This is a genomic window from Stappia taiwanensis, from assembly GCF_014635285.1.
In the GTDB taxonomy this organism is placed as follows: Bacteria; Pseudomonadota; Alphaproteobacteria; order Rhizobiales; family Stappiaceae; genus Stappia; species Stappia taiwanensis.
Genome location: NZ_BMCR01000008.1, coordinates 23,850 through 50,845, shown reverse-complemented (window position 1 = coordinate 50,845; position 26,996 = coordinate 23,850). Strand labels below are relative to the sequence as shown.

Annotated in this window: 23 protein-coding genes; 16 read left to right on the top strand and 7 right to left on the bottom strand. The window is 66.4% G+C overall.

The window, feature by feature from the left end; translation table 11 throughout:
* A complete protein-coding gene (locus tag IEV83_RS16715) occupies positions 1 to 174 on the bottom strand; it encodes a hypothetical protein (RefSeq protein WP_181760029.1) in 174 nt (57 codons plus the stop codon).
* On the bottom strand, positions 171 to 1,154 hold the full coding sequence (gene rsmI / locus IEV83_RS16710; protein ID WP_181760152.1) for a 16S rRNA (cytidine(1402)-2'-O)-methyltransferase: 984 nt from the start codon (positions 1,152 to 1,154) through the stop codon (positions 171 to 173). The genes IEV83_RS16715 and rsmI overlap by 4 nt, the downstream gene beginning before the upstream one ends.
* 356 nt (positions 1,155 to 1,510) lie before the next feature.
* Between rsmI and IEV83_RS16705 the strand changes: the two genes are divergently transcribed.
* From IEV83_RS16705 to cysK, 4 genes are all read left to right on the top strand, one after another.
* Positions 1,511 to 2,665 carry a penicillin-binding protein activator gene (locus IEV83_RS16705; protein ID WP_244628220.1) on the top strand — a complete coding sequence of 385 codons (1,155 nt, stop codon included), beginning with the start codon at positions 1,511 to 1,513 and terminating at the stop codon, positions 2,663 to 2,665.
* Positions 2,666 to 2,712: 47 nt separating this feature from the next.
* Positions 2,713 to 3,930, top strand: coding sequence for a bifunctional phosphopantothenoylcysteine decarboxylase/phosphopantothenate--cysteine ligase CoaBC (coaBC, locus tag IEV83_RS16700; RefSeq protein ID WP_181760028.1), 1,218 nt, complete (start codon positions 2,713 to 2,715; stop codon positions 3,928 to 3,930).
* Between the two features lie 95 nt (positions 3,931 to 4,025).
* Entirely contained in the window at positions 4,026 to 4,475 is a 450-nt protein-coding gene (gene dut, locus IEV83_RS16695) for a dUTP diphosphatase (protein WP_181760027.1), read from the top strand.
* 196 nt (positions 4,476 to 4,671) lie between these two features.
* Positions 4,672 to 5,634: a cysteine synthase A gene (gene cysK / locus IEV83_RS16690; protein ID WP_181760026.1), complete on the top strand. Its 963-nt coding sequence runs from the start codon at positions 4,672 to 4,674 to the stop codon at positions 5,632 to 5,634.
* A 188-nt stretch (positions 5,635 to 5,822) separates the two neighbouring features.
* On the opposite strand, the gene IEV83_RS16685 is transcribed toward cysK, so the two are convergent.
* Positions 5,823 to 7,304: a fused MFS/spermidine synthase gene (locus tag IEV83_RS16685; RefSeq protein WP_181760025.1), complete on the bottom strand. Its 1,482-nt coding sequence runs from the start codon at positions 7,302 to 7,304 to the stop codon at positions 5,823 to 5,825.
* Between the two features lie 93 nt (positions 7,305 to 7,397).
* The gene (gene maiA, locus IEV83_RS16680; RefSeq protein WP_181760024.1) at positions 7,398 to 8,045 is read right to left on the bottom strand and encodes a maleylacetoacetate isomerase; all 648 of its coding nucleotides are present in this window, start codon (positions 8,043 to 8,045) and stop codon (positions 7,398 to 7,400) included.
* 354 nt (positions 8,046 to 8,399) lie between these two features.
* On the opposite strand from maiA, the gene IEV83_RS16675 reads away from it, so the two are divergent.
* From IEV83_RS16675 to IEV83_RS16665, 3 genes are all read left to right on the top strand, one after another.
* On the top strand, positions 8,400 to 9,755 hold the full coding sequence (locus IEV83_RS16675; protein ID WP_181760023.1) for an NAD(P)-dependent oxidoreductase: 1,356 nt from the start codon (positions 8,400 to 8,402) through the stop codon (positions 9,753 to 9,755).
* Positions 9,756 to 9,824: 69 nt separating this feature from the next.
* Positions 9,825 to 11,135, top strand: coding sequence for an NAD-dependent dihydropyrimidine dehydrogenase subunit PreA (gene preA / locus IEV83_RS16670; protein WP_181760022.1), 1,311 nt, complete (start codon positions 9,825 to 9,827; stop codon positions 11,133 to 11,135).
* A gap of 31 nt (positions 11,136 to 11,166) precedes the next feature.
* Positions 11,167 to 12,072: a DMT family transporter gene (locus IEV83_RS16665; protein WP_181760021.1), complete on the top strand. Its 906-nt coding sequence runs from the start codon at positions 11,167 to 11,169 to the stop codon at positions 12,070 to 12,072.
* 24 nt (positions 12,073 to 12,096) lie between these two features.
* On the opposite strand, the gene IEV83_RS16660 is transcribed toward IEV83_RS16665, so the two are convergent.
* The 3 genes from IEV83_RS16660 to IEV83_RS16650 all read right to left on the bottom strand — a co-directional run bounded on the left by IEV83_RS16660 (position 12,097) and on the right by IEV83_RS16650 (position 14,329).
* The gene (locus IEV83_RS16660; protein WP_181760020.1) at positions 12,097 to 12,900 is read right to left on the bottom strand and encodes a lytic murein transglycosylase; all 804 of its coding nucleotides are present in this window, start codon (positions 12,898 to 12,900) and stop codon (positions 12,097 to 12,099) included.
* 113 nt (positions 12,901 to 13,013) lie between these two features.
* Complete coding sequence (locus IEV83_RS16655; RefSeq protein ID WP_209003217.1) at positions 13,014 to 13,661, bottom strand: TetR family transcriptional regulator C-terminal domain-containing protein; 648 nt, start codon at positions 13,659 to 13,661, stop codon at positions 13,014 to 13,016.
* Complete coding sequence (locus IEV83_RS16650) at positions 13,658 to 14,329, bottom strand: TetR/AcrR family transcriptional regulator (protein ID WP_181760019.1); 672 nt, start codon at positions 14,327 to 14,329, stop codon at positions 13,658 to 13,660. The genes IEV83_RS16655 and IEV83_RS16650 overlap by 4 nt, the downstream gene beginning before the upstream one ends.
* 410 nt (positions 14,330 to 14,739) lie before the next feature.
* On the opposite strand from IEV83_RS16650, the gene aptA reads away from it, so the two are divergent.
* From aptA to IEV83_RS16605, 9 genes are all read left to right on the top strand, one after another.
* A complete protein-coding gene (gene aptA, locus IEV83_RS16645; RefSeq protein ID WP_181760018.1) occupies positions 14,740 to 16,065 on the top strand; it encodes an omega-aminotransferase AptA in 1,326 nt (441 codons plus the stop codon).
* 6 nt (positions 16,066 to 16,071) lie between these two features.
* Positions 16,072 to 17,568, top strand: a complete 1,497-nt coding sequence (locus tag IEV83_RS16640; protein ID WP_181760017.1) for a CoA-acylating methylmalonate-semialdehyde dehydrogenase — start codon at positions 16,072 to 16,074, stop codon at positions 17,566 to 17,568.
* A 112-nt stretch (positions 17,569 to 17,680) separates the two neighbouring features.
* Positions 17,681 to 18,931 carry a Zn-dependent hydrolase gene (locus IEV83_RS16635; RefSeq protein ID WP_181760016.1) on the top strand — a complete coding sequence of 417 codons (1,251 nt, stop codon included), beginning with the start codon at positions 17,681 to 17,683 and terminating at the stop codon, positions 18,929 to 18,931.
* A 304-nt stretch (positions 18,932 to 19,235) separates the two neighbouring features.
* Complete coding sequence (gene hydA / locus IEV83_RS16630) at positions 19,236 to 20,693, top strand: dihydropyrimidinase (RefSeq protein ID WP_181760015.1); 1,458 nt, start codon at positions 19,236 to 19,238, stop codon at positions 20,691 to 20,693.
* Positions 20,694 to 20,795: 102 nt separating this feature from the next.
* Positions 20,796 to 21,602 carry an ABC transporter ATP-binding protein gene (locus IEV83_RS16625; protein ID WP_181760014.1) on the top strand — a complete coding sequence of 269 codons (807 nt, stop codon included), beginning with the start codon at positions 20,796 to 20,798 and terminating at the stop codon, positions 21,600 to 21,602.
* The gene (locus IEV83_RS16620; protein ID WP_181760013.1) at positions 21,595 to 22,518 is read left to right on the top strand and encodes an ABC transporter permease; all 924 of its coding nucleotides are present in this window, start codon (positions 21,595 to 21,597) and stop codon (positions 22,516 to 22,518) included. The genes IEV83_RS16625 and IEV83_RS16620 overlap by 8 nt, the downstream gene beginning before the upstream one ends.
* A gap of 56 nt (positions 22,519 to 22,574) precedes the next feature.
* Positions 22,575 to 23,642: an ABC transporter permease gene (locus IEV83_RS16615; protein WP_371873486.1), complete on the top strand. Its 1,068-nt coding sequence runs from the start codon at positions 22,575 to 22,577 to the stop codon at positions 23,640 to 23,642.
* A gap of 35 nt (positions 23,643 to 23,677) precedes the next feature.
* Positions 23,678 to 24,655: an ABC transporter substrate-binding protein gene (locus IEV83_RS16610; protein ID WP_181760012.1), complete on the top strand. Its 978-nt coding sequence runs from the start codon at positions 23,678 to 23,680 to the stop codon at positions 24,653 to 24,655.
* A 211-nt stretch (positions 24,656 to 24,866) separates the two neighbouring features.
* On the top strand, positions 24,867 to 26,972 hold the full coding sequence (locus tag IEV83_RS16605) for a methyl-accepting chemotaxis protein (RefSeq protein WP_209003216.1): 2,106 nt from the start codon (positions 24,867 to 24,869) through the stop codon (positions 26,970 to 26,972).
* Positions 26,973 to 26,996 lie beyond the last annotated feature (24 nt).

The following is a 26,996-nucleotide window of genomic DNA, read 5'->3' as shown; positions in this document are numbered from 1 at the left end:
TTAGGCGGGAAACTTGAACAGTGTTGTCAGCGCCAGCGCGAAGACGGTGGCGAGAAAGCCGCCAAGCGCCAGCTTCCAGGCATCGCGCCGGTGCTTCAGCCCGGGCCAGCCCAGCGGCTTGATGATCTGGATCGCCGCGACGGCGGCGAAGAACAGCATGATGATCTTGGTCATGTGTGCGGCTCCTCGTCGCCGTGGTCTCCGTCCGCCGCTTCGGGGTCGGCCTTCAGCTCCAGCGCCCGGGCATAGAGGGTTTTCCGGTCGAGCCCGGTTTTCTGCGCGACGAGCTTGGCCGCCGTCGCCGCCTTGTTGCCGGCAAGCGCGGCGATCAACAGCGCGTCCGCATCTTCCGCATCCGCTTCGGCCTCCGCTTGCGGCGGGCCGATGACGACGACGATCTCGCCCTTGACCGTCTGGTCGGCGAACAGCGCGGCGAGCGAGCCGAGCGTGCCGCGTTCGAAGGTCTCGAAGCGCTTGGTCAGTTCGCGGGCGACCGTCGCCTCCCGGTCGGCCCCCAGCACCGTCACCATGTCGGCCAGCGAGCGGGCCAGCCGGTGCGGGCTTTCGAACAGGATCAGCGTTGCCGGCAGCGTCCGCAATTCGGCAAGGCGGGCGGATCGGGCACCGCTTTTCTGCGGCAGGAAGCCGGCAAAGCAAACCGTGTCCGAGGCAAGGCCGGCGCCGACCAGCGCCGCGAAGGGCGCGTTCGCGCCCGGCACCGGGATCACCCGGTGGCCCGCCGCCACCACGTCGCGCACCAGCCGGTAGCCCGGGTCGGAAACGAGCGGCGTGCCGGCATCGGACACCAGCGCCACCGCCTCGCCGTTTTCCAGCGCCGCCAGCAGACGCGGGCGCATTCGGTTCGCATTGTGTTCGTGGTAGGCGATGAGCGGTGTGCGCAGACCGAAGCGCTGTACCAGCTTTGAGGTGATGCGCGTGTCCTCGCAGGCGATCAGGCTGGCGGAGGCCAGGGTTTCCAGGCCGCGTACGGTCATGTCGCCCAGATTGCCGATCGGCGTGGAGACGATGTAGAGCCCCGGCTCCAGCCTTGGTGCCTGAAACCGATGCGCGCCGATGATGAACCCCTTGTCCGGTGCGGAGCCACTGGCGGCCGGGTCCGTGTCTGGGGAAGCGTCAGGATCAGGGGAGGACATGCTCATCGGGGTCTTTCGCGGCACGGGCAGGGGCGGCGGTGCGGGGTGAGAGGGCTTGCGGGCGTTTCGGGTGGGCCAGGCCCCGGCAGGCCGGGCCGGCAAGCTCCGGCGCATGAAAATCCGCATCCGGCTCGCTTTTTGACAGGAAAAGGCGAGGATACCAAGATTTACATGCAATGGGCCGGGCTGATAAGCATCTCATCAGGATAATCTGGCAGGCGGACGCAGCGCGAAGGCGCATGTTCGCCCTGCACGCGGGCCGGTCCGCGGGTTCTGGGAGAACTGACGCCGTGCTTGGAATTTTCGACGTTATGCGTGGCTGCGCCGCGAAGGCGCGCCTAGGGTCCCTTGGAGCGATGCTCGCCGGTGCGGTTGCCCTGACCGGCTGCATGGGCTCGAGCCTTGGCGAATATCCCGGCTATCCGTCGACACCCGATGGCCAGCCGGCGACAACGGGCGAAACACTGGGGACCGGAACGGTGCGGGTCGGCCTGCTGCTGCCGATGTCGGGGGGCGGCAGCGCCTCGTCGATTGCCACCGTGTTCCGCAACACCGCCGAACTGGCGCTGAGCGATTTCCAGGGCGCCGATATCCAGATCCTCGTCAAGGATACCGCCGGCACGGCGGCCGGCGGCAAGGCCGCCGCCCAGGCGGCGATTTCGGAAGGCGCCGAATTGCTGCTCGGGCCGGTGTTCGCGCCTGCGGTGGGTGGTGCCGGCTCGGTGGCGCGCGCCTCCGGTGTGCCGATCGTCGCCTTTTCCAGCGATGAAGCGGTCGCCTCGCGCGGCATCTACCTCCTCAGCTTCCTGCCGCGCGGCGATGTCCGGCGGATCGTCACCTATGCGGCCTCGCAGCGCAAACGCTCCTTCGCCGCGCTCTTGCCCGACGATACCTATGGGGCGGTGGCCGAGGCGGCCTTCCGTCAGGAGGTCGGCCGGGCCGGGGCGCGGATCGTCACCATCGAGCGCTACAAGGTGCAGGGCGGCGACACCACCGACATTGCCGAAAAGGCCCGGCGCATCGCCGCCAACGCCAGCCAGATCGATGCGGTGTTCGTGCCCGCGGGCAATGTCGCGCCGTTCGTGGCGCAGACCCTGACGACCAGCGGCGTCAACCTGGCCACCACCAAGATGCTGGGCAGCGGCCAGTGGGAAGCCACGCAGGTGCTGAACGCGCCCCCCTTGTCGGGCGCCTGGTACCCGGGGCCGGATGGCGCGGGTTTCAAGGCCTTCGCGGAGCGTTACCGCGCTGCCCATGGCTCGGCGCCGCCGCGCAACGCCTCGCTCGCCTATGACGCGACGATCCTGGCCGCCGGGCTGGTGCGCTCCGCCGGGGCAAGCCGCTTCTCCGAGCGGGTGCTGACCAACCGCGACGGGTTTCTCGGCATCGACGGGGTGTTCCGCTTCAATCGCGATGGCCTGAACCAGCGCGGTCTGGCGATCTACGAGGTGACCGGCTCCGGCTCGCGCGTGATCGCGCCGGCACCGCGCTCCTTCGGCTCCGGAAGCTGACCGGTCGCCGCAACGGCGCGCGCAATCGTTATGGGGGAGGATGGCCGGTGAGCCTGACCGACAAGCGTATCCTGTTGATCATCGGCGGGGGCATCGCCGCCTACAAGAGCCTCGATCTCATCCGCCGCCTGCGCGAGCGCGGCGCCCGGGTGCGGGCGGTGATGACCGAGGGCGCCTGTCAGTTCATCACCCCGGTCTCGGTCGGGGCGCTGACCGGCGAGCGGGTGTTCCTCAACCTGTTCGACCGGGATGAGGAGCAGGATGTCGGCCACATCCGGCTGGCGCGCGAGGCGGATGCGGTCATCGTTGCCCCGGCGACGGCGGATCTGATGGCGAAGATGGCCAACGGCCTTGCCGGCGATCTGGCCACGGCGGTGCTTCTCGCCTGCGACCGGCCGGTGCTGGTGGCCCCGGCCATGAACCCGGCCATGTGGGCCCATCCCGCGACCCGCCGCAACCAGGCGCAGCTTCTGGCCGATGGCCTGCGCTTCGTCGGTCCGAACAGCGGCGAGATGGCTGAAAGCAACGAAGCCGGCCTTGGCCGGATGGCCGAGCCGATGGAAATCCTGCAGGCGGTGACGAAGATGCTGGCGCCGGTCCTGTCGGGGCTTGCCGGGCGGCATGTGCTGATCACCTCCGGCCCGACCCATGAGCCGATCGACCCGGTGCGCTACATCGCCAACCGCTCCTCCGGCCGTCAGGGCCACGCTATCGCCGCCGCCTTTGCCCGGGCCGGCGCCCGGGTGACGCTGGTGTCCGGGCCGGTGACGATCCCCGATCCGGCCGGTGTGGACGTGGTGCATGTGGAAAGCGCGCGGGAGATGCTGGCCGCCATCGATGCGGCCCTGCCGGCCGATGTGGCGGTGATGGCGGCGGCGGTCGCCGACTGGCGCATGGCCGAGGCGCAGAACGGCAAGATCAAGAAGGACGGCAGCGGCGCGGTACCGGCGCTGGCTCTGGTGGAAAACCCCGATATCCTCGCCACCGTCGGCCGGCATGCCACCTTGCGCCCGCGCCTTGTTGTCGGCTTCGCCGCCGAAACCTCGAATGTGGTCGACAATGCCAGGGCCAAGCTGGCGCGCAAGGGCGCGGACATGATCCTTGCCAATGATGTGTCGCCGGAACGCGGGGTGATGGGCGGGGACCGCAACACCATCCATCTGGTCAGCGGCGAGGGCGTTGCCAACTGGCCGACCCTGAGCAAAACGGAAGTGGCGGAACGGCTGGTGGCGGAAGTCGCCCGGCGTCTTCAGCCGGCGAAATGATCGCCCGAACCCGCGCCCGGCGGGCGGTTGATTCCGCGCCGGCACGGTGCCATTGAAGCCTTTCGATCCTCCCGCAGCCAGACCGGACCCAAGCCATGACCCTTCCCCTTCGCGTGCGGCGCCTGCCGCATGGCCTCGACCTGCCGCTTCCCGCCTACCAGTCCGATGACGCCGCCGGCATGGATCTTCTGGCGGCGGTCGACGCGCCGCTGCTGCTGGCGCCGGGCGCGCGGGCGCTGGTGCCGACCGGCATTGCCATTGCCCTGCCGCCCAACACCGAGGCGCAGGTGCGGCCCCGCTCCGGCCTTGCCGTCAAGCATGGGGTGACGGTGCTGAACACCCCCGGCACCATCGACCCGGACTATCGCGGCGAGATCAAGGTGATCCTGATCAACCTCGGCGAGGCGCCCTTCACCGTGGAACGTGGCAGCCGGATCGCCCAGATGATCATCGCCCCGTTGGCGCGGGCGGACCTGATCGAGGTCGATGCGCTGGACGAGACCCTGCGCGGCGACAACGGCTTCGGCTCCACCGGGCGACACTGACAGAACCTGCAACCAAGCGCGGGGGTCGATCGGCATTTGTTGGAAAATCGTTCTATCTGAGCGTCGGTTTGTAGGACGAGGTTTTACATTTCGCCATTTGGGGTAAGGCGTCCCCCTCGCTTCCTGTGCAGTGCGCTTCTACATTGGGCGGCAAGACACGCGGCCGTTCTCGCGCCGCTTTTCAGGAGAGCCTGTCATGAGCGATCAAACCCCCGGCCGGGGCCGGATCTATTCCTCCATTGTCGAGACCATCGGCGACACGCCGCTGGTGCGCCTCGACAAGCTGGCGAAGGATGCCGGCGTTAAGGCGGAGATCCTTGGCAAGCTGGAGTTCTTCAACCCGCTTGCCAGCGTCAAGGACCGCATCGGCCTCGCCATGATCGAGGCGATGGAAGCGGCCGGCAAGATCGCCCCGGGCAAGTCCACCCTGATCGAGCCGACCTCGGGCAACACCGGCATCGCGCTTGCCTTCGTCGCCGCCGCCAAGGGCTACCGGCTGATCCTGGTGATGCCGGAAACCATGTCGGTGGAACGGCGCAAGATGCTGAAGCTGCTCGGTGCGGAGCTGGAGCTGACCGAGGGGCCGAAGGGCATGAAGGGCGCCATCGCCCGCGCCGAGGAATTGCTGGCCGAGATCGACGGTGCGGTGATCCCGCAGCAGTTCGAGAACCCGGCCAATCCGGAGGTGCATCGCCGCACCACGGCGGAGGAAATCTGGAACGACACCGGCGGTCGGATCGACGCCTTCGTGTCCGGTATCGGCACCGGCGGCACCATCACCGGCGTTGCTGAGGTGTTGAAGCCGCGCAATCCGGATCTGCATGTGGTGGCGGTGGAGCCGACCGACAGCCCGGTGCTGTCCGGCGGGGCGCCCGGCCCGCACAAGATTCAGGGCATTGGCGCGGGCTTCGTTCCCGGCGTGCTCAACACTGCCGCCTATGACGAGGTGCTGCAGGTCGCCAACAACGAGGCCTTCGAGATGGCGCGCAAGGTGGCGGTTCTGGAAGGGCTGCCGGTGGGCATTTCCTCCGGTGCGGCGCTGGTCGCGGCGCTGAAGGTCGGCGCGCGGCCGGACATGGCCGGCAAGCGGATCGTCGTGATCATCCCCTCCTTTGCCGAACGCTACCTCTCCACCGCTCTGTTCGACGGGCTGGAGTAGGCGCGGCCCACGCTGCGAACAAGATGACCTGAACGGATCCGGCGCGGAAGGGGACTTCGCGCCGGACTTTCTTGTCCCTTGCGCCCGGCGGTTTCAAGACATGCGGGCGGGCGCCGGTCATCCGGCCGGGCCGATCAGCCGGGCGATGGGCGCGTAGTCGTCGGTGAGCACCGGCGGGTCGAGCCGCGCTACCAGCGCGTCGATCCGCGCCTGAGGAATGCGTCCGAGAATCCGTGTCGTGCCGCCGGCGTGCGCCGGCGGCAGCAGGATGCGGCCCCGGGGCGAGGGCCCCCGCCTGCCGCGAGCACGAAGGTGGTGCGCCCGCCGCTGGCGAAATCCTCCGCCTCGATCCACACCTCGACCACCGGGAACACCGTCTTGAGGGTGCGCACCGTTGAGGCCAGCGCCTGCAGCCGGTCCATGTGGTCGATCAGGTTCATCAGGTAGACGCCATCGGCCGTCAGCTTCGCCGCGATCTCGGCGTAGAACTCGCGCGTGACCAGATGTGCCGGCACGGCGATGTCGGTGAAGGCATCGCCAATCACCGCCTCCACCTTGCCCGCGCCGCGAAGCGCGGCGCGGGCATCGGCATGGCGCAGGGTGAAGCGGCTCGGGTCCACATCGAAATCCCGGGCGGCGATGCGGGTCACTTCCGGGTCGATCTCGGCGACGACGAGGCCGGGTCGGGGCGCGTCCGCGCTCCAGGCACGCGGCAGGGTCAGGGCGCCGCCGCCAATGAAAAAGGCGCTCTTCGGCGGCCCGCCGAAGCGTTGCCGTGCCAGCGCGTCGATCACCGCCGTATAGGGCATTTCGAGCCGCTGCGGTGCGCCCAGCACATTGATGCCATGGCCCAGATGGTCGATCACCATCAGCCGCGCCGGCGCGCCGATTTCGCTGGAGATGTCGAGCGAGCGGATGCAGTAGTAGCGGCTTTCCACCGTGCAGGCGGACCCGGTGAGGAAGGGGGCGGCACTGAGCGCCAGCAGCCCGGCAAGGCAGGTCAGCGTTGCGGCGCGCGCCCGTGCCTCCCCTGGCCGCCGCAGGGCCGCCAGCAGGCAGACGAGGGCAAAGCCCGCGTAGATCGCGGCAACGGTGACCAGGGTCCAGCCGGTGCCCAGCCAGGCGATGAAGAGGTAGCCGGCGGCCAGGGTGCCGGCGATGGCACCGATGGCGCTGACCGCGTGCAGGGCGCCAAGCGCCCGGCCGCTGCGGGCGGTGTCGATGATCGCCAGCCGGGCAAGGATGGGCGAGGGAATGCCGGCGGCGAGCGAGGGCAGGAAGAACAACAGGCCGGTGAGAATGACGATCCCGGCGACCGGATCGGTGAGGGTGCCGAGCACGGGACCCGACAGGAGACGCACCAGCGGCAGGGCGGCAATGGTGGTGATCGTGCCGAAGGCGCCGGCCATGGCCAGGGCAAAAAGCGCGGTCCGGGGCGGCCGGTCGGCATAGAGCCCGCCGATCCAGTGGCCGGCGGAAAAGCCGGCCAGCACGACGGCGATGACCGCGGTCCAGGTGTAGAGCGACATGCCGACGTAAGGGGCGAGCATGCGGCCGGCGACGATCTCGACGATGAGCCCGGCGGCGGCAATCAGGAATTGCGCCAGCAGCAAGAGCGAGAGGGCGATCCTGCCGGAATCGGCAGGATCCTGAGCATGAAAACCGGTCATGCCGGGAGACTAGATCAGTTCCGCCTGGTTGGGGAGCCGGTTTTCCGCAACCGGGCATTGCTGCCGGATTGGAACGGCAAGTCGGGCGGCGGGTCAGGCCGCCGGCGGCCCGATCTGGTCCGGATGGGCGGCGGCGAAAGCGGTCAGCGCCTCGCAGCGCTCGCCGATCTCCACCACCCTCGGGCAGGCGTCGAGATTGGCGCCCCAGCGGCGGGCGTTGTAGAGCTGCGGGACCAGGCAGAGATCGGCCATGGTTGGCGTGTCGCCATGGCAGAAAAGGCCGGTGCCCGGGGCGTCCAGCAGGGTCTCCACCGCCGCCAGGCCGGAGGAAATATACTGCTGCATCCATGCGTTTCGGATCTCGTCGCCGCCGCCGGCCAGCTCGACGATGTGCTTTACGACCCGCAGGTTGCAGACCGGGTGGATTTCCATGGCGATGGCATGGGAGATGGCCCGCACCCGCTGGCGTCCCAGGGCATCTGGCGGCAACAGGCCGCCTTCCGGCCGGGTGTCATTGAGATATTCGATGATTGCCAGCGACTGGGTCAGCATCTGCCCGTCGATTTTCAGCGCCGGCACCAGACCTTGCGGGTTGCGGGCAAGATGCTCCGCCGACCGGTGCGTACCGGCGAGCAGGTCGACGGCGACGGTGTCGTGCTCGATCCCGGCGAGATTGAGCGCGATCCGAACCCGGTAGCTCGCCGAGGAGCGCCAGTAGTCGTAAAGGACGGGTCGGGTCATTGCGAAAATCTCCTGCGCGGGTCTGGCGTTCGGGGTTGGGCCTTGAGGGCCGGGGCGAGGCGGCGGCGAGGCGCCGACACCCGCGTATTGCATGGCACCGGGCGTTTCGCCAAGCCCTGCCGGCTCGGGTGGAGGCTGGCAGCTTTGCAAAATAAATTTGACTAATTGGTCAAAATTCAGCCCAATACCGAAGTGGATGCGGGTCCGGCCAATGAGATCCGCGGCGCAAGCAATCGCCAGAGCCGCACATGCGCCCCATGTTTTCTGGGGCCTTGCGGCTGTTGAGGAGAACACACGCCGGAGGGCGCGCGGGATCCCCGTGCGTTCGCGGCCGGCTTTCGCGGAGGTTCAGCCATGGCTGACGCACTCTCGGCGCCCGACATCCGCTCGGGGCGCCTGACACCTGAGGACTATCTGGAGAATTTCGACGATCTGCATCCGCCGCTCGGCGCCCATGAGGCCTCGGTGGAAGCGGACCGCTGCTACTTCTGCTACGATGCGCCCTGCACGATCGCCTGTCCCACGTCCATCGACATTCCCAAATTCATCCGCCAGATTTCGACGGGCAATCCGGTCGGCTCCGCCAGGACGATTTTTGCGGAAAATATCCTCGGCGGCATGTGCGCCCGGGTCTGTCCGACCGAGACCCTGTGCGAGGAAGCCTGCGTGCGCAACCTTGCCGAGGATAAGCCGGTGCAGATCGGCCTGTTGCAGCGCCATGCCACCGACATCTATCTCAGCCAGACCGAGCGGCACCCGTTCGAGCGGGCACCGGAGACGGGGCGCAAGGTGGCGGTGGTCGGCGGCGGACCGGCGGGGCTCGCCTGTGCCCATGCGCTCGCCCGGCGCGGCCATGCGGTGACCATTTTCGATGCCCGCGACAAGATCGGCGGTCTGAACGAATTTGGCATTGCCGCGTACAAATCGACTGACGATTTTGCGCAATTTGAGACCGAGTTTGTGCTGTCGATTGGCGGAATTGTCGTCGAATGTGGCAAGGCGCTGGGCCGCGACATCGCCCTTGCCGATCTGCGCCGGGACTTCGATGCAGTGTTCCTCGGCATGGGGCTTGCCGGCGTCAACGCCCTCCGCACGGACGGAGAGGACCTTGCCGGCGTGATCGACGCGGTCGCCTATATCGCCGAGCTGCGCCAGGCGGAGGAGCTGTCCGCCCTGCCGGTCGGCCGCAAGGTGGTGGTGATCGGCGGCGGCATGACCGCCATCGACATTGCCGTGCAGATCAAGCGCCTGGGCGCCGAAGAGGTGACCATCGCCTATCGCCGCGATCGCGAGGCCATGAAGGCCAGCGCCTATGAGCAGGAGCTGGCCCTCACCGATGGCGTCGTCATCCGCGAGTGGCTGCAGCCGAAACGGCTTCTTGGCGAAGCCGGCCACGTGACGGGCATCGAGCTGGAACGCACGGCTGAGGACGACGCGGGCCGGCTTTCCGGCACCGGCGAGACGATGACGCTTCAGGCGGATCAGGTGTTCAAGGCCATTGGCCAGAGCTTCGTCGCCGATCCGCTCGGCGCGGGCGACGTGCCCGCGCTTGAGGGCGGACGCATCCGCGTCGACGGCGACCGCCGGACCTCGCTGGCCGACGTCTGGGCGGGTGGCGACTGTGTTGCCGGCGGTGAGGACTTGACCGTTGCCGCGGTCGAGGACGGCAAGGTTGCCGCCGCCGCCATCCACGCCGCGCTCAGCGCCTGACAGGGCCGCGACGCGGGCACTGTCCCGCGCGCCAGGAATTCACCCCAACCCGATCTGGGGAGACCGAACATGGCTAATCTCAGCAGCAATTTTATCGGCATCAAGTCGCCGAACCCGTTCTGGCTGGCCTCCGCGCCGCCGACCGACAAGGAATACAACGTCGTGCGCGCCTTCAAGGCGGGCTGGGGCGGCGTCGTCTGGAAGACGCTTGGCGAGGATCCGGAGGTGGTCAATGTCAACGGACCGCGCTACGGCGCCATCCATGGCCGCGACCGAAACCTCATTGGCTTCAATAACATCGAGCTGATCACCGACCGTCCGCTGGAGGTGAACCTGCGCGAGATCAAGCGGGTCAAGCGCGACTGGCCCGACCGGGCGATGGTGGTCTCGCTGATGGTCCCGTGCGAGGAGCAGAACTGGATCGACATCCTCAAGCGGGTCGAGGACACCGAGGCCGACGGCATCGAGCTCAACTTCGGCTGCCCGCATGGCATGTCCGAGCGCGGCATGGGCTCGGCGGTCGGGCAGGTGCCGGAATACATCGAGATGGTCACCCGCTGGTGCAAGCAGCACACCCGCATGCCGGTGATCGTCAAGCTGACGCCGAACATCACCGATATCCGCAAGCCCGCCCAGGCAGCCAAGGCCGGCGGCGCCGATGCGGTGTCGCTGATCAACACCATCAATTCGATCGTTTCGGTCGATCTCGATGCGATGGCGCCGAACCCGACCATCGACGGGCGCGGCGCTCATGGCGGCTATTGCGGCCCGGCGGTCAAGCCGATCGCCCTCAACATGGTGGCGGAAATCGCCCGCGACGCGGCGACCCACGGGCTGCCGATCTCCGGCATCGGCGGGGTCACCACCTGGCGCGACGCGGCCGAATTCATGGCGCTGGGCGCCGGCACGGTGCAGGTCTGCACCGCCGCGATGACCTACGGGTTCAAGATCGTCGAGGAGATGATCGACGGGCTGAGCGACTGGATGGACGAGAAGGGCTACACCTCGACCGATCAGTTCATCGGCCGGGCCGTGCCCAATGTCACCGACTGGCAACAGCTCAATCTCAACTACGTGGTCAAGGCGAAGATCGACCAGGACGCCTGCATCAAGTGCGGCCGCTGTCACATTGCCTGCGAGGACACCTCGCATCAGGCGATCACGGCAATGAAGGACGGGGAGCGGCATTTCGAGGTGATCGACGCCGAATGCGTTGGCTGCAACCTGTGCGTCTCGGTCTGCCCGGTGGAAGACTGCATCACCCTGGAGCAGATGACCGAAGGGGTGGATCCGCGCACCGGCAAGCCGATCAACCCGGCCTATGCCAACTGGACGACCCATCCGAACAACCCCAACCGGGTGATGGACGCGGCCGAATGAGGAAAGGCGCGGGAAGCGGCGCCGGCACCGCGTGAGCGGGACCGGCACATCGGCGGCCAGCGGGCCGGGCATGGCGCATCTTGCCATGCTCGGCTTCGTGTTTCTGGTCTCCACCTCGTTTCCGGTCGGGCACGCCATCACCGCCGCGCTCGACCCGGCGGCGCTGAACGCCCTGCGCTTCACCCTGGCGGCGGTTCTCTTCGCTGGGGTGGCGACCGCGAAGGGCAGCTGGCATTGGCCGCGCCTGTCGCGGCTGCCGGTCTATCTCCTGATCGCCGGGGCGCTCGATGTCTTCTTCGTCACCATGTTCGAGGCGCTGCGCCTGACCAGTGCCCTCAATGCCGGGGCGATCTTCACCCTGCTGCCGGCCTTCACCTGCCTTGCCGGCTATCTGCTCTTGCGCCAGACCATCAGCCGTTTCCAGGTCCTTTGCCTGCTGGTTGGGGCGATTGGTGCGCTGCTCGTCCTGTTCGGCAATGACCTGTCGCAGCTCGCCAGCCTGTCGCTCGGGGACGGCGAGCGGATCTTCCTGATCGGCGTTGTCGCCTACGCGTTCTATGCCCCGCTGATGCGGCGGTTCAACCGTGGCGAGCCACTGGAATCCTTCAATTTCTGGATCCTGGTAACGGCGGCCCTCTTGCTGTGCGCCTATGCGGCGCCGCAGATGCTGGCGACCGACTGGCGTGCGGTTCCTGCTCCGGTCTATCTCGGCATCGTCTATCTGGCGGTGTTCCCGACGGCGGCCAGTTTCTTTCTGGCAAGCTACGCCAGCCTGCGCCTGCCCTCCGGACCGGTGATGGCCTACACCTATCTGCTGCCATCCTTCGTGCTGGCGGAAACCCAGCTTCTCGGCGCCCCCTTCCCGGGCGTGCCCGTGTTCCTTGGGGTGGTCACGAGCGCTGCGGCAACGCTTCTGCTGCAACGTGATCTGCGCTGATAAGCCGGCTCGATACCGTGCCGCTTACCGCCTGAGGGCCGTTGCCATGTAGGCGATGGTCTTGCGATAGACCTCCGCCCGGTTCCACTGTTTCAGAACCCCGTAATTGGCGGTTCCGGGCGACCAGTCGCCGCCCTTGCGCCAGCCATGCTGGCGCAGGAAATTGGCGGTGGAGGCAAAGACATCGGGCTTGCTGCGGACCAGGTTCGGCCGCCCGTTGCCGTCAAAATCTACCGCGAAGCGTTCGTAGCTGGAGGCAAGAAACTGGGTCTGGCCGATCTCGCCGGCCCAGGCGCCCTTCATATCGGAAATCCGCATGTCGCCGCGATCGGCGATCCGCAAGGCGCTCATCAACTCGTTGGTGAAGAATCGGGAGCGGCGGCAGTCATAGGCGAGCGTTGGCAGGGAGCTGAAGACCGGGATGTTGCCCATATAGCGGCCGAAGCCGGATTCCAGCCCCCAGATGGCGACGATCACCTCCTTGGGCACGCCGAAGCGGCGCTCCACCCGGTCCAGAATGGTGCTGTGCTGGCGCATCCGCCGCTTGCCGATGGCAATGGTGCTGGGCGGGGCCCGCCGGGCGAGAAACTTCTTGAAGCTCAGCTTGAACGAGCGCTGGCTGCGGTCGCGGCGGATGACCTTGGTGTTGTAGCGAACGCCGGAAAGCGCCGCATTGACGGTCCGCTGCGAGATGCCCGAGGCGACCGCCTGTCGCTTGAAGCTCTCCAGCCAGGTGGGAAAGCCTTTCGCCGTATTGCCGCAGGAAGCGGCGCTGGCGGTGCCGGCGGCAAGGCACAGAAAACCGGCAACCAGAAGAGCTTTGCGCATGATACCTCCCACGAAACGTTGGGTCGGGCCAGCCGCCCACCGAAGGGCTTGCGCGGTCCGGCACAGGAAAACGCTGCGTCACTCGTAAAAGGATACCCCGCGTTCCCCCAAGATCAAGCGGGCGGCAGCAATCCGTCGAAGATAAGAGCGGTCAGGGTCTTCCGTACTTCGGCGCGGTAAGCCGGATCGGCGATGTCCCGCCCGGTCAGCGCGGCGATCTGCGGGGCGAAATCCGCATAATGCTGGGTCGTCGCCCAGATCAGAAAGATCAACTGATGCGGGTCGACATCGCGGATCCGACCCTCCGCCGCCCAGCGCCGCAGCACGCCGGTTTTCTCATCGACAAGCTCTTTCAGGGGCCCCTCAAGCACATCGCGGATCATTGGCGCGCCCTGCATCACTTCATTGGCGAAGAGACGCGAGGCTTCAGGCTCCTCCGCAGAAAACCGCAGTTTCTGCTCGATATAGGCGGTCAGTTCCGCACGCGGGTCGCCCTCCGGATCAAGCGTGCGCAAGGGGGCGAGCCAGCGCTCCAGGAGCGCGGCCAGGACCGCCTTGTACATCTCCGTCTTGGAGCGGAAGTAGTAGAGCAGGTTCGATTTCGACATGCCGGCGGCTTCGGCGATCTGCTCCACCCGCGCTCCGCGATAGCCGAACCGGGCGAAGGCGACGAGCGCCGCATCGAGGATCCGCGCCCGGTTGCGTTCCTGAATGCGGGTCCGGGTGCCGCCCTGTGCCGGTGTGTCACCATCCGTCATCATGCCTGGCTGCCCTCCCCGCCAGGGGCGGCGGGCACCGCGCCGATCCCCGCAAGGACGATGCGCACGACCGTTTGCTTGGCTTCCTCGAACTGGGCGTCGCTGAGCGGCGCGCCGCCGTTCAGCGTGTCGATCTGGTGATTGAAATCCGCGTAATGCTGGGTGGTGGCCCAGATCATGTAGAGAAGATATTCGCCGTTGACCGGGGCGATCCGTCCCTCCGCCACCCAGCGGTCGATCACGGCGACCCGGCTGGAGGTCCAGCTGCGCAAGGTGGTTTCCAGATAGTCCTGGATCACCGGCGCCTTGTGCAGGATCTCGTTGGCCCAGACCTTGGAGCCCATCGGATGGGCGCGGGAGATGTCCATCTTCGTCGAGATGTAGGCGGTGAGCGCCTCGACCGGATCGTCGTTCTCGTCGAAGGAATTGGCCGCATCGAGCCAGATAGTGAAGATATGTTCCACCACCTTGCGGTAGAGCGCTTCCTTGGTCGGGAAATAGTAGTGCAGGTTGGCCTTGGGAAGGCCGGCGCGTTCGGCGATCATGCCGGTGGTGGCGCCGCGAAACCCGCTTTCGGCGAACACCTCCTCGGCGGCGGCCAGGATGGCCCGCTCGTTCTCCGCGCGTGCGGCGCTTTTCTGGGTTTGCCTTGCCTGTTGCTTCGCCGCCATGAGCCTTGATCGCGGTTTCACCGTTCGGCCCAAAAAATGATCTTGACCATCTGGTCAAGCCTTCCTAGGCTCGATTTGACCATTTGGTCAGGTTTTCTTGCCTGAAGCAATGGCAAACGAATAACGGACCGTCGGCGGCAAGATGTCGACAAGCGACGGCCAGGACCTTCCAGATAGCGGTTTTCGCGCGTAACGTGCGAAGACCTGCCGGTGAACGGGCGCCGCACGCCAGTATTTTCGATGTGTGCGAGGGGCCATTCGCCGGGAGACGGGAACCGATCGGCGGTGCTAGGCTTTTTGCCGGCGCACCGCGTCTGCGCAATCGCCGGATTTGCCGGCGGGACGGGTGGAGCCGATCGCATCAGCTTGCAATGGACGCCCGTGCGGGATCGCGGGCGATCGGAGGATCTATGTCGCAGCCGGCGCTTACCAGCAACAATCTCGATGCCTTCTGGATGCCGTTCACGGCCAATCGCCAGTTCAAGAAGAATCCGCGCCTGTTCGTGGGCGCGGAAGGAATGTACTACAAGACCGCCGATGGCCGGGATGTGCTGGATGGCACCGCCGGCCTGTGGTGCTGCAACGCCGGCCATGCCCGCCCGCGCATCACCGAGGCGGTGCAGCGGCAGATCGCCGAGCTCGACTACGCTCCGGCCTTCCAGATGGGCCATCCCCATGCCTTTGAGCTGGCCGCGCGCCTGTCGGCCCTGATGCCTTCGCCGCTCGACCATGTGTTTTTCACCAACTCCGGCTCGGAATCGGTCGAAACCGCGCTGAAGATGGCCATCGCCTATCACCGGGTGCGCGGCGACGGCGCCCGGACCCGGCTGATCGGCCGCGAGCGCGGCTATCACGGTGTCAATTTCGGCGGCATCTCCGTTGGCGGCATTGTCTCCAACCGCAAGATGTTCGGCACCCTGCTCGGCGGCGTCGACCACCTGCCGCACACCCATGACCTGTCGCGCAACGCCTATTCCCGTGGCCAGCCGGAAAGCGGCGCCGAATATGCCGAGGAGCTTATCCGGCTGATCCAGCTGCATGACGCCTCGACCATCGCCGCGGTGATCGTCGAGCCGGTGGCCGGATCGACCGGCGTGCTGATCCCGCCCAAGGGCTATCTCAAGCGCCTGCGCGAGATCTGCGACCAGCATGGCATCCTGTTGATCTTCGATGAGGTGATCACCGGATTCGGCCGTCTCGGCTCGCCCTTTGCCGTCGAACATTTCGACGTCACCCCGGATCTCGTCACCACCGCCAAGGGTATCACCAACGGTGTCATTCCCATGGGCGCGGTGTTCTGCTCGCGCGATGTGCATGAAGCCTTCATGACCGGGCCGGAGCATCTGATCGAGTTCTTCCACGGCTACACCTATTCCGGCCATCCGGTGGCCTGCGCCGCCGCGCTCGGCACCCTCGACACCTACGAGGAGGAGGGGCTGCTGACCCGGGCGGCGGAGCTCGACGGCTACTGGGCCGATGCGCTGCATTCGCTGCGCGGCACCCGCCATGTCATCGATATCCGCAACATCGGGTTGATCGGCGCCATCGAGCTGGAGCCGATTGCCGGTGAGCCGACCAAGCGGGCCTTCAATGCCTTCCTCAAGGCTTATGAGGCTGGCGTTCTGATCCGCACCACCGGCGACATCATCGCCCTGTCGCCGCCGCTGATCATCGAGACCGCGCAGATCGACCAACTGGTCGACACCATCAAGACCGTGCTGGAAAGCCTGGACTGAGGCATCATGACCCTGATTGAAAATGCCATCGGCGGGGCGCGCGTTGCGTCCCGTTCCGGCCGCACCTCGGCCGTCTACAATCCCGCCACCGGCGAGCAGACTGGAACGCTCGGGCTCTCCTCCGCCGCCGAGGTTGGCGAGGCCATCGCCAATGCCAAGGCGGCCTTTCCCGCCTGGCGCGATACCCCGCCCCTGAAACGGGCGCGGATGATGTTCCGCTTCAAGGAACTGCTGTCGGCCAATGCGGAGGCCATCGCCCGGGCGATTTCCGCCGAGCATGGCAAGACCCACGACGATGCCCTCGGCGAGGTGGCGCGCGGCATCGAGGTGGTGGAGTTCGCCTGCGGCATTCCGCATCTCTTGAAGGGCGAGTTCGCCCGCAATGTCGGCCCGGCCATCGACAGCTATTCCGACCGGCAGCCGCTCGGCGTCGTCGCCGGCATCACCCCGTTCAACTTCCCGGCGATGGTGCCGTTGTGGATGTATCCGCTGGCGGTGGCCTGCGGCAACACCTTCATCCTCAAGCCGTCGGAGCGCGATCCTGGCGCCGTGATGGTGGTCTATGACCTCTTCCGCGAGGCCGGCTTCCCCGATGGGGTGCTGAACGTGGTGCATGGCGACAAGGAAGCGGTGGACGCGCTGCTGACCCACCCGGATGTGAAGGCGATTTCCTTCGTTGGCTCAACGCCGATCGCCGAATACGTCTATGCCACCGGCACGGCGCACGGCAAGCGGGTTCAGGCGCTGGGCGGCGCCAAGAACCACATGATCGTCATGCCCGACGCGGACATGGATCAGGCCGCCGATGCGCTGATGGGCGCGGGCTACGGTTCGGCCGGCGAGCGCTGCATGGCGATCTCCGTTGCCGTGCCGATTGGCGAGGAGACCGCCGACCGGCTGGTGGAAAAGCTCATCCCGCGGGTGCAGGCGCTGAAGATCGGCCCGGCCACCGACAAGGACGCGGAAATGGGGCCGCTGGTCACAGAGGCGCATATGCGCAAGGTGCTCGGCTATATCGACCAGGGCGAGAAGGAAGGCGCGGAGCTGCTGGTCGACGGACGCGGCTTTTCGCTGCAGGGCTACGAGAACGGCTATTTCGTCGGCGGCACCCTGTTCGACCGGGTCACCCGCGACATGACCATCTACCGGGAAGAGATCTTCGGACCGGTGCTCTCGGTGGTGCGGGCCAAGGGCTATGACGAAGCGCTGTCGCTGATCAACGAGCATGAATACGGCAACGGCACGGCGATCTTCACCCGCGATGGCGACGCCGCCCGGGCCTTCGCCGATGGCATCGAGGTCGGCATGGTCGGCATCAACGTGCCGATACCGGTGCCGGTCGCCTATTTCTCCTTTGGCGGCTGGAAGCGCTCGCTGTTCGGCGATCATTCGATCTACGGCGCGGAAGGGGTGCGGTTCAACACCCGGCTGAAGACCGTGACCACGCGCTGGCCCGCCGGCATCAAGGACGGCGCGGTCTACACCTTCCCCAGCATGGAGTGAGGAAGAACCCGCGCCATGACCCGCCCCGCCGGGCCGGGCAGACTGACATCAAGGACGGCAAGGCCTTGAAGGGCCTTGCCGAAGTGGAACGCAAGACCTGAAGGAGGGGCGCATGAGCGCACCGGGAAAGAACCTGCGCATCGACGGCGACCGGCTCTGGGAGAGCCTGATGGAGATGGCGAAGATCGGACCGGGTGTCGCCGGCGGCAACAACCGCCAGACCCTCACCGACGCCGATGCGCAAGGGCGCAAGCTGTTCCAGTCCTGGTGCGAGGCCGCCGGCCTGTCCATGGGGGTCGACACCATGGGCAACATGTTCATGACCCGACCGGGCACGGACCCCGAGGCGCTTCCCGTCTATGTCGGTTCCCATCTCGACACCCAGCCGACCGGCGGCAAGTATGACGGCGTGCTCGGGGTGCTCGGCGGGCTGGAACTGGTGCGCACCCTCAATGATCTCAACATCAAGACCCGCCGGCCGATCGTCGTCACCAACTGGACCAATGAGGAAGGCACCCGTTTTGCCCCGGCGATGCTGGCATCGGGCGTCTTTGCCGGGGTGCACCAGCTCGACTGGGCCTATGCCCGCGAGGACGCGGAGGGAAAGACCGTCGGCGACGAGCTGAAGCGCATCGGCTGGGTCGGCGAGGAAGAGGTCGGCGCGCGCAAGATGCACGCCATGTTCGAATTGCACATCGAGCAGGGCCCGATCCTGGAGGCAGAGCACAAGGACATCGGCGTCGTCACCCATGGCCAGGGCTTGTGGTGGCTGCAGGTGACGGTGACCGGCAAGGACAGCCACACCGGCTCCACGCCGATGCCGATGCGCCGCAACGCCGGTCTCGGCATGGCGCGCCTGACCGAACTGGTGCATGAGATCGCCATGAGCCACCAGCCGCGCGCGGTCGGCGCCATCGGTCATTGCGATGTTTATCCCAACTCGCGCAACGTCATTCCCGGCAAGGTGGTCTTCACCGTCGATTTCCGCTCGCCGGACCGGGACACCCTCGACGGCATGAAGGCCGAGTTCGAAAGGCGCGCGCCGGCGATTGCCGAGGAGCTGGGGCTGGGCCTTGAAATCGAGGCGGTCGGCCATTTCGACCCGGTCACTTTCGACGAGACCTGCGTCAAGGCGGTGCGCGGCGCGGCCGAGAAGCTCGGCTACTCGCATATGGATATCATTTCCGGCGCCGGTCATGACGCCTGCTGGGTCAACCGGGTGGCGCCGACGGCGATGATCATGTGCCCCTGCGTCGACGGGCTGTCGCACAACGAGGCGGAGGATATTTCCAAGGAGTGGGCCACCGCCGGCGCCGATGTGCTGCTGCACGCGGTGCTTGAGAGCGCGGAGATCGCCGAGTGAGGCGAAGGGCCCCTCGGTTCGGCTTTGTGCCTCTCCGATCCCGGGGCGCGGCGTCGCCTTGCCCGGGATGACGCGAGAGGGGGGGCGGCGAGGCGTATCTTCTCGAAGGCGCGGAGGGAGAGCCGGGAAACGGGAAGAGAGCCGGCAAAGGGGCGTCATCCCGGACGAGCGCCAGCGAAATCCGGGATCGGAGAGCCACCGGGAGGCGACCAGCGCGCGTGACACGCGCGCGCAGACGAAAAACAGGATACCGGCAAGGCCCGCCAAGAGGCCGACCCGGACCGAAAACCAGAGGGAAAGTGACATGGCCAGCAAAGTCATTAAGGGCGGGACGGTGGTCACCGCCGATCTCACCTACAAGGCCGATGTGAAGGTCGAGGACGGGAAGATCGTCGAGATCGGGCCGGACCTTTCCGGCGATACGGTTCTGGACGCCAGCGGCTGCTACGTCATGCCGGGCGGCATCGACCCGCATGTGCATCTGGAAATGCCCTTCATGGGCACCTATTCCACTGACGATTTCGAAAGCGGCACCCGCGCCGGCCTGGCCGGCGGCACCACCATGGTGGTCGATTTCTGTCTGCCGGCGCCCGGCCAGTCGCTGCTGGAGGCGCTGACCATGTGGGACAACAAATCGACCCGCGCCAATTGCGACTATTCCTTCCACATGGCGATTACCTGGTGGGGCGAACAGGTCTTCAACGAGATGGAGACCGTGGTTCGCGACAAGGGCATCAACACCTTCAAGCATTTCATGGCCTACAAGGGCGCCTTGATGGTGCAGGACGACGAGATGTACGCCTCGTTCCAGCGCTGCGCCGAGTTGGGCGCGATGCCGCTGGTGCATGCGGAAAACGGCGATGTGGTTGCGGACCTCTCGGCGCGGCTTCTGGCGGAAGGCAACAACGGGCCGGAGGCTCATGCCTATTCCCGCCCGCCGCAGGTGGAGGGCGAGGCGACCAACCGGGCGATCATGATCGCCGACATGGCCGGCGTGCCGCTCTATGTGGTGCACACCTCCTGCGAGGAGAGCCACGAGGCGATCCGCCGGGCGCGGCAGCAGGGCAAGCGGGTCTACGGCGAGCCGCTGATCCAGCATCTGACCCTCGATGACAGCGAGTACTTCAACAAGGACTGGGACCATGCCGCCCGCCGGGTGATGTCGCCGCCGTTCCGCAACAAGCAGCATCAGGATTCGCTCTGGGCGGGGCTGGCCTCCGGCTCGCTGCAGGTGGTGGCCACCGATCACTGCGCCTTCACCACCGAGCAGAAGCGCACCGGCCTCGGCGACTTCACCAAGATCCCCAACGGCACCGGCGGTCTGGAAGACCGGATGCCGATGCTGTGGAGCAATGGCGTTGCCACCGGCCGGCTGACCATGAACGAATTCGTCGCCGTCACCTCCACCAACATCGCCAAGATCCTGAACATCTATCCGCGAAAAGGGGCGATCCTGGTCGGCGCCGATGCGGATATCGTCGTCTGGGATCCGGCGAAGGAGAAGACCATCTCCGCCGCCAGCCAGCAGTCGTCCATCGATTACAACGTGTTCGAGGGCAAGCATGTGACCGGCCTGCCGCGCTTCACCCTGACGCGCGGCGAGGTGGCGATTGACGACGGCGCGGTGAAGACCCGCGAGGGCCATGGCCAGTTCGTCGCCCGCGAGCCCTATCAGGCGGTGGGCCGGGCGCTGTCCACCTGGAAGGAACTGACGGCACCGCGCAAGGTGGAGCGCAGCGGCATCCCGCAAAGCGGCGTCTAGGCCGTAGTCTTCGCAAGAGCTGGCACGCGCCGGTGGCGCGGGCCGGCGTCACAACAAGAAAAAGCCCGGCCATCGGGAGCCGGGCAATGGGGTACGCGAGCCATGCAGCCACAGCCAGCGGACAACGCGGCAAGATCCGTCATTGATATCGCCAAGCTTTCCCTGACATTCGAGACCGGCGACGGCCCGGTCCATGCCCTCTCCGATATCGATCTCAACATCGGCGCGGGCGAATTTGTCTCCTTCATCGGCCCCAGCGGATGCGGCAAGACCACGCTTCTGCGGGTGATCGCCGATCTGGAGGCGCCGACCGGCGGTACCATTTCCGTCAATGGCATGAGCCCGCATGAGGCGCGGCTCGCCCGCGCCTATGGCTATGTGTTCCAGGCCGCCGCGCTCTATCCCTGGCGGACAATTGCCGAGAACATCGCCCTGCCGCTGGAGATCATGGGCCACTCCCGCGAGGAGCAGGCGGAACGGGTCCGGCGCAATATGGAGCTGGTCGATCTCGACGGCTTTGAGCGCAAGTATCCTTGGCAACTGTCGGGCGGCATGCAGCAGCGGGCCTCCATCGCCCGCGCCCTGTCCTTCGATCCTGACCTTCTGTTGATGGACGAGCCCTTTGGCGCGCTGGACGAGATCGTGCGCGATCATCTCAACGAGCAACTGCTGAAGCTTTGGGCCAAGACCGACAAGACCGTGGTGTTCGTCACCCATTCGATCCCGGAGGCGGTGTTCCTGTCGACCCGGATCGTCGTCCTGTGTCCGCGTCCCGGCCGGATCTACGACATCATCGACAACCCGCTGCCGCGCGACCGCGGGCTCGACATCCGCGAGACCGCCGAGTTCCTGAAGGTCGCGCATCGAGTGCGCGAGGGCCTGCGAGCGGGGCACAGCTACGATGACTGAGGCCGGCACGTTTCAGACCCCGTCCCGCTCGCCCTTCGCCGGGCTGATGTCCGGAACCGCCGGGCCGGTGATCGTTGTCGTCGCGGCGATCATCGCCATCTGGTATCTGGCGGCGGTGCTGCTCAACACGCCGTTCCAGCGCGACATCTATCAGCGCGGCGGTATCGAAAACCCGCCGCTGGCCCAGCTTGTCGCCGACACCCTGTCGCAGCCGCGCCCGGTGCTGCCGGCGCCGCATCAGGTCGCCGAGGAGATCTGGAAGACCACGGCGGAAAAATCGATCACCTCGAAACGCAGCCTCGTCTACCACAGCGGCGTGACCCTCTCCTCGACCCTGCTTGGCTTCATCATCGGCACGGGGCTGGGCATTGCGCTCGCCATCGGCGTGGTGCACAGCCGGGTGCTCGACAAGAGCCTGATGCCCTGGATCATTTCGTCCCAGACCATCCCGATCCTGGCGATCGCGCCGATGATCATCGTGGTGCTCAATGCCATCGGCATTACCGGACTGCTGCCCAAGGCGATGATCTCCACCTACCTGTCGTTCTTCCCGGTGACGGTGGGCATGGTGAAAGGCTTGCGCGCGCCCGAAGCGATCCAGCTCGATCTGATGAAGACCTATTCGTCTTCCACCGCCCAGACCCTGTGGAAGCTGCGTCTGCCCTCGGCCATGCCCTATCTCTTCGCTTCGATGAAGGTGGGGGTGGCCGCCAGTCTGGTCGGGGCCATCGTCGGCGAATTGCCGACCGGCGCGGTGGCCGGGCTCGGCGCCCGCCTGCTCGCCGGCTCCTACTATGGCCAGACCGTGCAGATCTGGTCGGCGCTGATCGTCGCGGCGGTGCTCGCCGCCGGCCTCGTCAGCCTGATCGGCCTGACCGAACGGGTGGTGCTGCAACGCATGGGGATGGCGCGATGAGCCCGGTAACGCGAATCCTCTCGACCCTGGCGCTGGTCGTCGCCCTCATGGGCAGCATGCTGACGGTTGTCGAGACACCGATCATGACGCTGGGGCTGTTCGCCCTGCCGGTGCTGCTGGTCGGCGTCCTTCTCTCCATTCTGGTGCTGGCGCCCTACCGCACCGGCCTTTTGTCCGGTGCTCGCGCCTGTGCGGCGCTGACCGGCGTGTCGCTGCTGATGGCAGCGGCATTGCTCGGCACGGTGAGCGCCTATCCGGCCGCGGCCTCGCATGGGTTCTGGGCCTATGTGCTGGTGGCCTGGGCGATGGCCTGGCTGTCGGTGGAGGAGCTGTCGGGCTTGACGCCGCAGAGCCCCCTGGGGCAGCGGCTGGTGGCGCTGGCGATCCCGCTTGCCTTCGGCGTCTGGCTGCTGATCCTGTGGCAGCTCGCGGTGGTCGGCTTCGGCGTGCCCCGGGTGCTGCTGCCGGCGCCGTCCGAAATCTGGCTGCGTCTCCTCTCCTCGCCGCAGATCCTTTGGGAGGATTTCCGCCAGACCTTCCTGAAGGCGGTTCTGATCGGCTACGCCCTTGGCTGTGGCAGCGGCTTCCTGGTGGCGATCCTGGTCGACCGGGTACCGTTCCTGCGCCGGGGGCTGCTGCCGATCGGCAATCTTGTCTCCGCCCTGCCGATCATCGGCGTGGCGCCGATCATGGTCATGTGGTTCGGCTTCGACTGGCCGTCCAAGGCGGCGGTGGTCGTGATCATGACCTTCTTCCCGATGCTGGTGAACACGGTCACCGGACTTGCCGCCGCCGACCGCATCCAGCATGACCTGATGCATACATATGCGGCAAACTACCTCCAGACCCTGCTGAAGATGCGGCTGCCGATGGCCATGCCGTTCATCTTCAATGCCCTGAAAATCAACTCGACGCTTGCGCTCATCGGGGCCATTGTTGCGGAATTCTTCGGCACGCCCATCGTCGGCATGGGCTTCCGCATTTCCACCGAGGTCGGGCGGATGAATGTCGACATGGTCTGGGCGTCGATTGCCGTGGCGGCGCTCGCCGGATCGCTTTTCTACGGCTTGGTGACGCTCATCGAACGGGTGGTCACCTTCTGGCATCCGTCAGTCCGGGGATAACGGGCGGCGGGAGTCGAAACCAGAGGGAGTAGGATATGAGGAAGATATTGCTCGCAGGCGCCATGCTGGCCGCGGCCTTCGGCCCGGCCCGGGCGGCGGACGATGTGACCCTGCAATTGAAATGGGTGACGCAGGGCCAGTTCGCCGGCTACTACGTCGCCGCCGACAAGGGATTTTACGAGGAAGAAGGGCTCAACGTCACCATCAAGCCGGGCGGTCCGGACGTGGCCCCGGTGCAGGTGCTGGCCGGCGGCGCCGCCGATGTGATGGTCGACTGGATGCCCTCGGCGCTGGCGGCGCGGGAAAAGGGCGTGCCAGTGGTCAACATCGCCCAGCCCTTCGCCCGCTCCGGCCTCAACATGGTCTGCCGCAAGGAAACCGGCATCGAGAAGCCGGAGGACTTCAAGGGCAAGACCCTCGGCACCTGGTTCTTCGGCAACGAGTACCCGCTCTACAGCTGGCTCGCCAAGCTCGGCCTGCCGCGCGATGGTTCGGCGGAGGGTGTGACCATCCAGAAGATCGGCTTCAACGTCGACCCGCTGCTGCAGAAGCAGGCCGATTGCATCACGGCGATGACCTATAACGAATACTGGCAGATCATCGATGCCGGCATTCCGGAAAGCGAACTCGTGGTCTTCAACTACACCGACGAGGGCGTCGCGACGCTTGAGGACGGGCTTTACGTGCTTGAGGACAAGCTGAAGGATCCGGCCTTCGTCGACCAGATGGTTCGTTTCGTCCGTGCCTCGATGAAGGGGTGGGAATACGCGCGCGAGAACCCGGACGAGGCGGCCGATATCGTTCTGGAGAACGATGCCACCGGCGCCCAGACGGAAAAGCACCAGCGCCGCATGGTGCGGGAGATCAACAAGCTGACCGAAGGCACCGACGGCACGCTGAACATGGTCGACTATGAGCAGACGGTGAAGACGCTGCTGTCCGGCGGCTCCACGCCGGTGATCACCAAGGTGCCGGAAGGGGCGACCTCGACGGCGGTGACGGACAAGCTCTGAGCGCACGACATGAAGGCGCCGTGCATTCGGCGCCTTCATGTATTTCCGGTTGAATTTTCTTATGCTAATACTTTTGGATTATTCGCTGGATAAGCATTGTCCGGGAGTAGTTCTGAATAGGCGCCATTTACGCTTTCTTATACCAATTCAGTCCAAGCATCCGATTGCAGGTTTCGCAAGTTCTTGCGGCTTCCCTCTGAATCGGATGGTCATGATGTTGAAGAAGGCGTCAATCACGACGAAGCTGGTGATCACCAGCACGGCGGTCCTCGTTGCCACGCTCCTTGTCGGTATCTCGCTGATTGCCTGGCAGTCGTCCCGCATCGCCCGGGAGATCGCGATCAGCGAGGCGCGGGCGATTGGCGAGCGGGAAGCCCAGGCGATCCGCCGCCAGCTTGAGGTCGGGCTGGCCACCACCCGGGATCTGGCGGCGACCTTCACCGCGCTGAAGGCGGCGGGCATGGTCGACCGGGATGTGTGGACGGCGGTGCTCGACCGGGCGCTGCGTGACAACGGGGCGCTCTCCGGCGTCTGGGGCGGCGTCATCACCGACGATCTCGACGGCCGCAACGCGGAGTTCGCCAACAAGAACGATTGGTACGACGCCACCGGCCAGTGGCGCCCGTACATCTATCGCAAGGCAGACGGCAGCATCGGCCATCGCCCGACCGGCGAAATCACCGATGAGCCGGACAACGCCTGGTTCAATCACAGCTATCGCACCGGTGAGAATTTCGCCACCGAGCCCTACACCTGGGATGTGGGCGGCAAGATGGAGATCGGCATCTCAATGGCCGCGCCGATCCGCGCCGAGGGGCGGATCCTCGGCGTTGCCGGTATCGATGTGTTCGCCAGCGGCTTCTCCGAACAGCTTGCCAAGATCAAGCCGCTCGGCTCCGGCCACGTCGCGCTGGTGTCGCAGAAGGGCATCTTTGTCGCCCACCCGGATGCCGGTCTGATCGGCAAGCCGTTTGCCTCCGCCTATGCCGCGGAAGAGCAGGCTGCGGCGGCGACGGCGCTTGCGGCAATCGGTGATGGCCGGCCCATGAGCTATGACGGGTACTCCAAGGCGCGCGGCGAGGACATGTACCGGATGCTCATTCCGGTGCGGATCGGCGACACCCGCCAGACCTGGTCGGTGGTCGTCAGCGTTCCGACCGCAAGCCTGGCGGTCGCCTCGAACACCATCGTGATGTGGGTGGTGGGCATCGGTCTGGCCCTGGTGCTGGCCGTGGCCGCCGCGCTTTATCTGGTCGGCCAGCGGGTGATCCGCCGTCCGGTCGAGCACACGCTCGGTCATATCCAGGCGCTGGTCGATGGCGACTATGGCGTCGAGATCGACACCACCGAACGTCATGACGAAATCGGCAAGATCGGCCGGGCGCTGGAGGTGTTCCGGGAAAAATCCGCTCAGGCCGAGGCTCTGGCCAGCGAGCAGCAGCGCGACCAGCGTGAGCGGATCGCCCGGGCGGAAACCGTCGGCGCGCTGACATCCGAGTTCGATGCCTCGGCTGCGCAGCTTCTGGAATCGGTGGCGGCCTCCGTCACCAGCCTCAACCAGGCGGTGGCGGAACTGACCGGCGCGGCGGAGGAAACCAGCGCCCAGAGCACGGCGGTGGCTGCGGCCTCGGAGGAAGCCTCCTCCAATGTCGGCACGGTGGCGGCTGCGGCGGAAGAGCTGTCCGCCTCGGTGTCGGAAATCGCTCGGCAGGTGCGCAACTCGGCGGAAATCGCCGCCAATGCGGTGTCTCAGGCGCATCAGACCAATGCCAAGATCGAGGGCCTGTCGACGGCGGCCAGCCGTATCGGCGAGGTGGTCAAGCTGATCAACGACATTGCCGAGCAGACCAACCTTCTGGCGCTGAACGCCACCATCGAGGCGGCACGGGCCGGTGAGGCCGGTCGGGGCTTTGCCGTGGTCGCGGCGGAGGTGAAGGAGCTGGCGACCCAGACCTCCAAGGCGACGGACGAGATCGTCAGCCAGATCAGCCAGGTGCAGACCGAGACCGACGGTGCGGTCGGCGCGATCCGCGACATTTCGCGAACCATCGAGGAGATTAACAAGATCTCCGGCGATATTGCCGCGAGCGTCGAGCAGCAGGGCATGGCGACCAATGAAATCGCCATGAACGTTCAGGAGGCGACCGCCGGCACGCAGGATGTTTCGCGCAACATCGCCGGCGTGTCGGAAGCAGCGCAACTGACCGGATCGGTGGCGCAGCGGATCCGCCAGGATGCGGAAACTCTGCAGAGCGAGGAAGAGCGTCTGCGCGCCAATGTAGAAGCCTTCCTTTCCGGCATCCGCGCCGCGAGCTGACGGGCGTCCGGACGCATAAGGTCC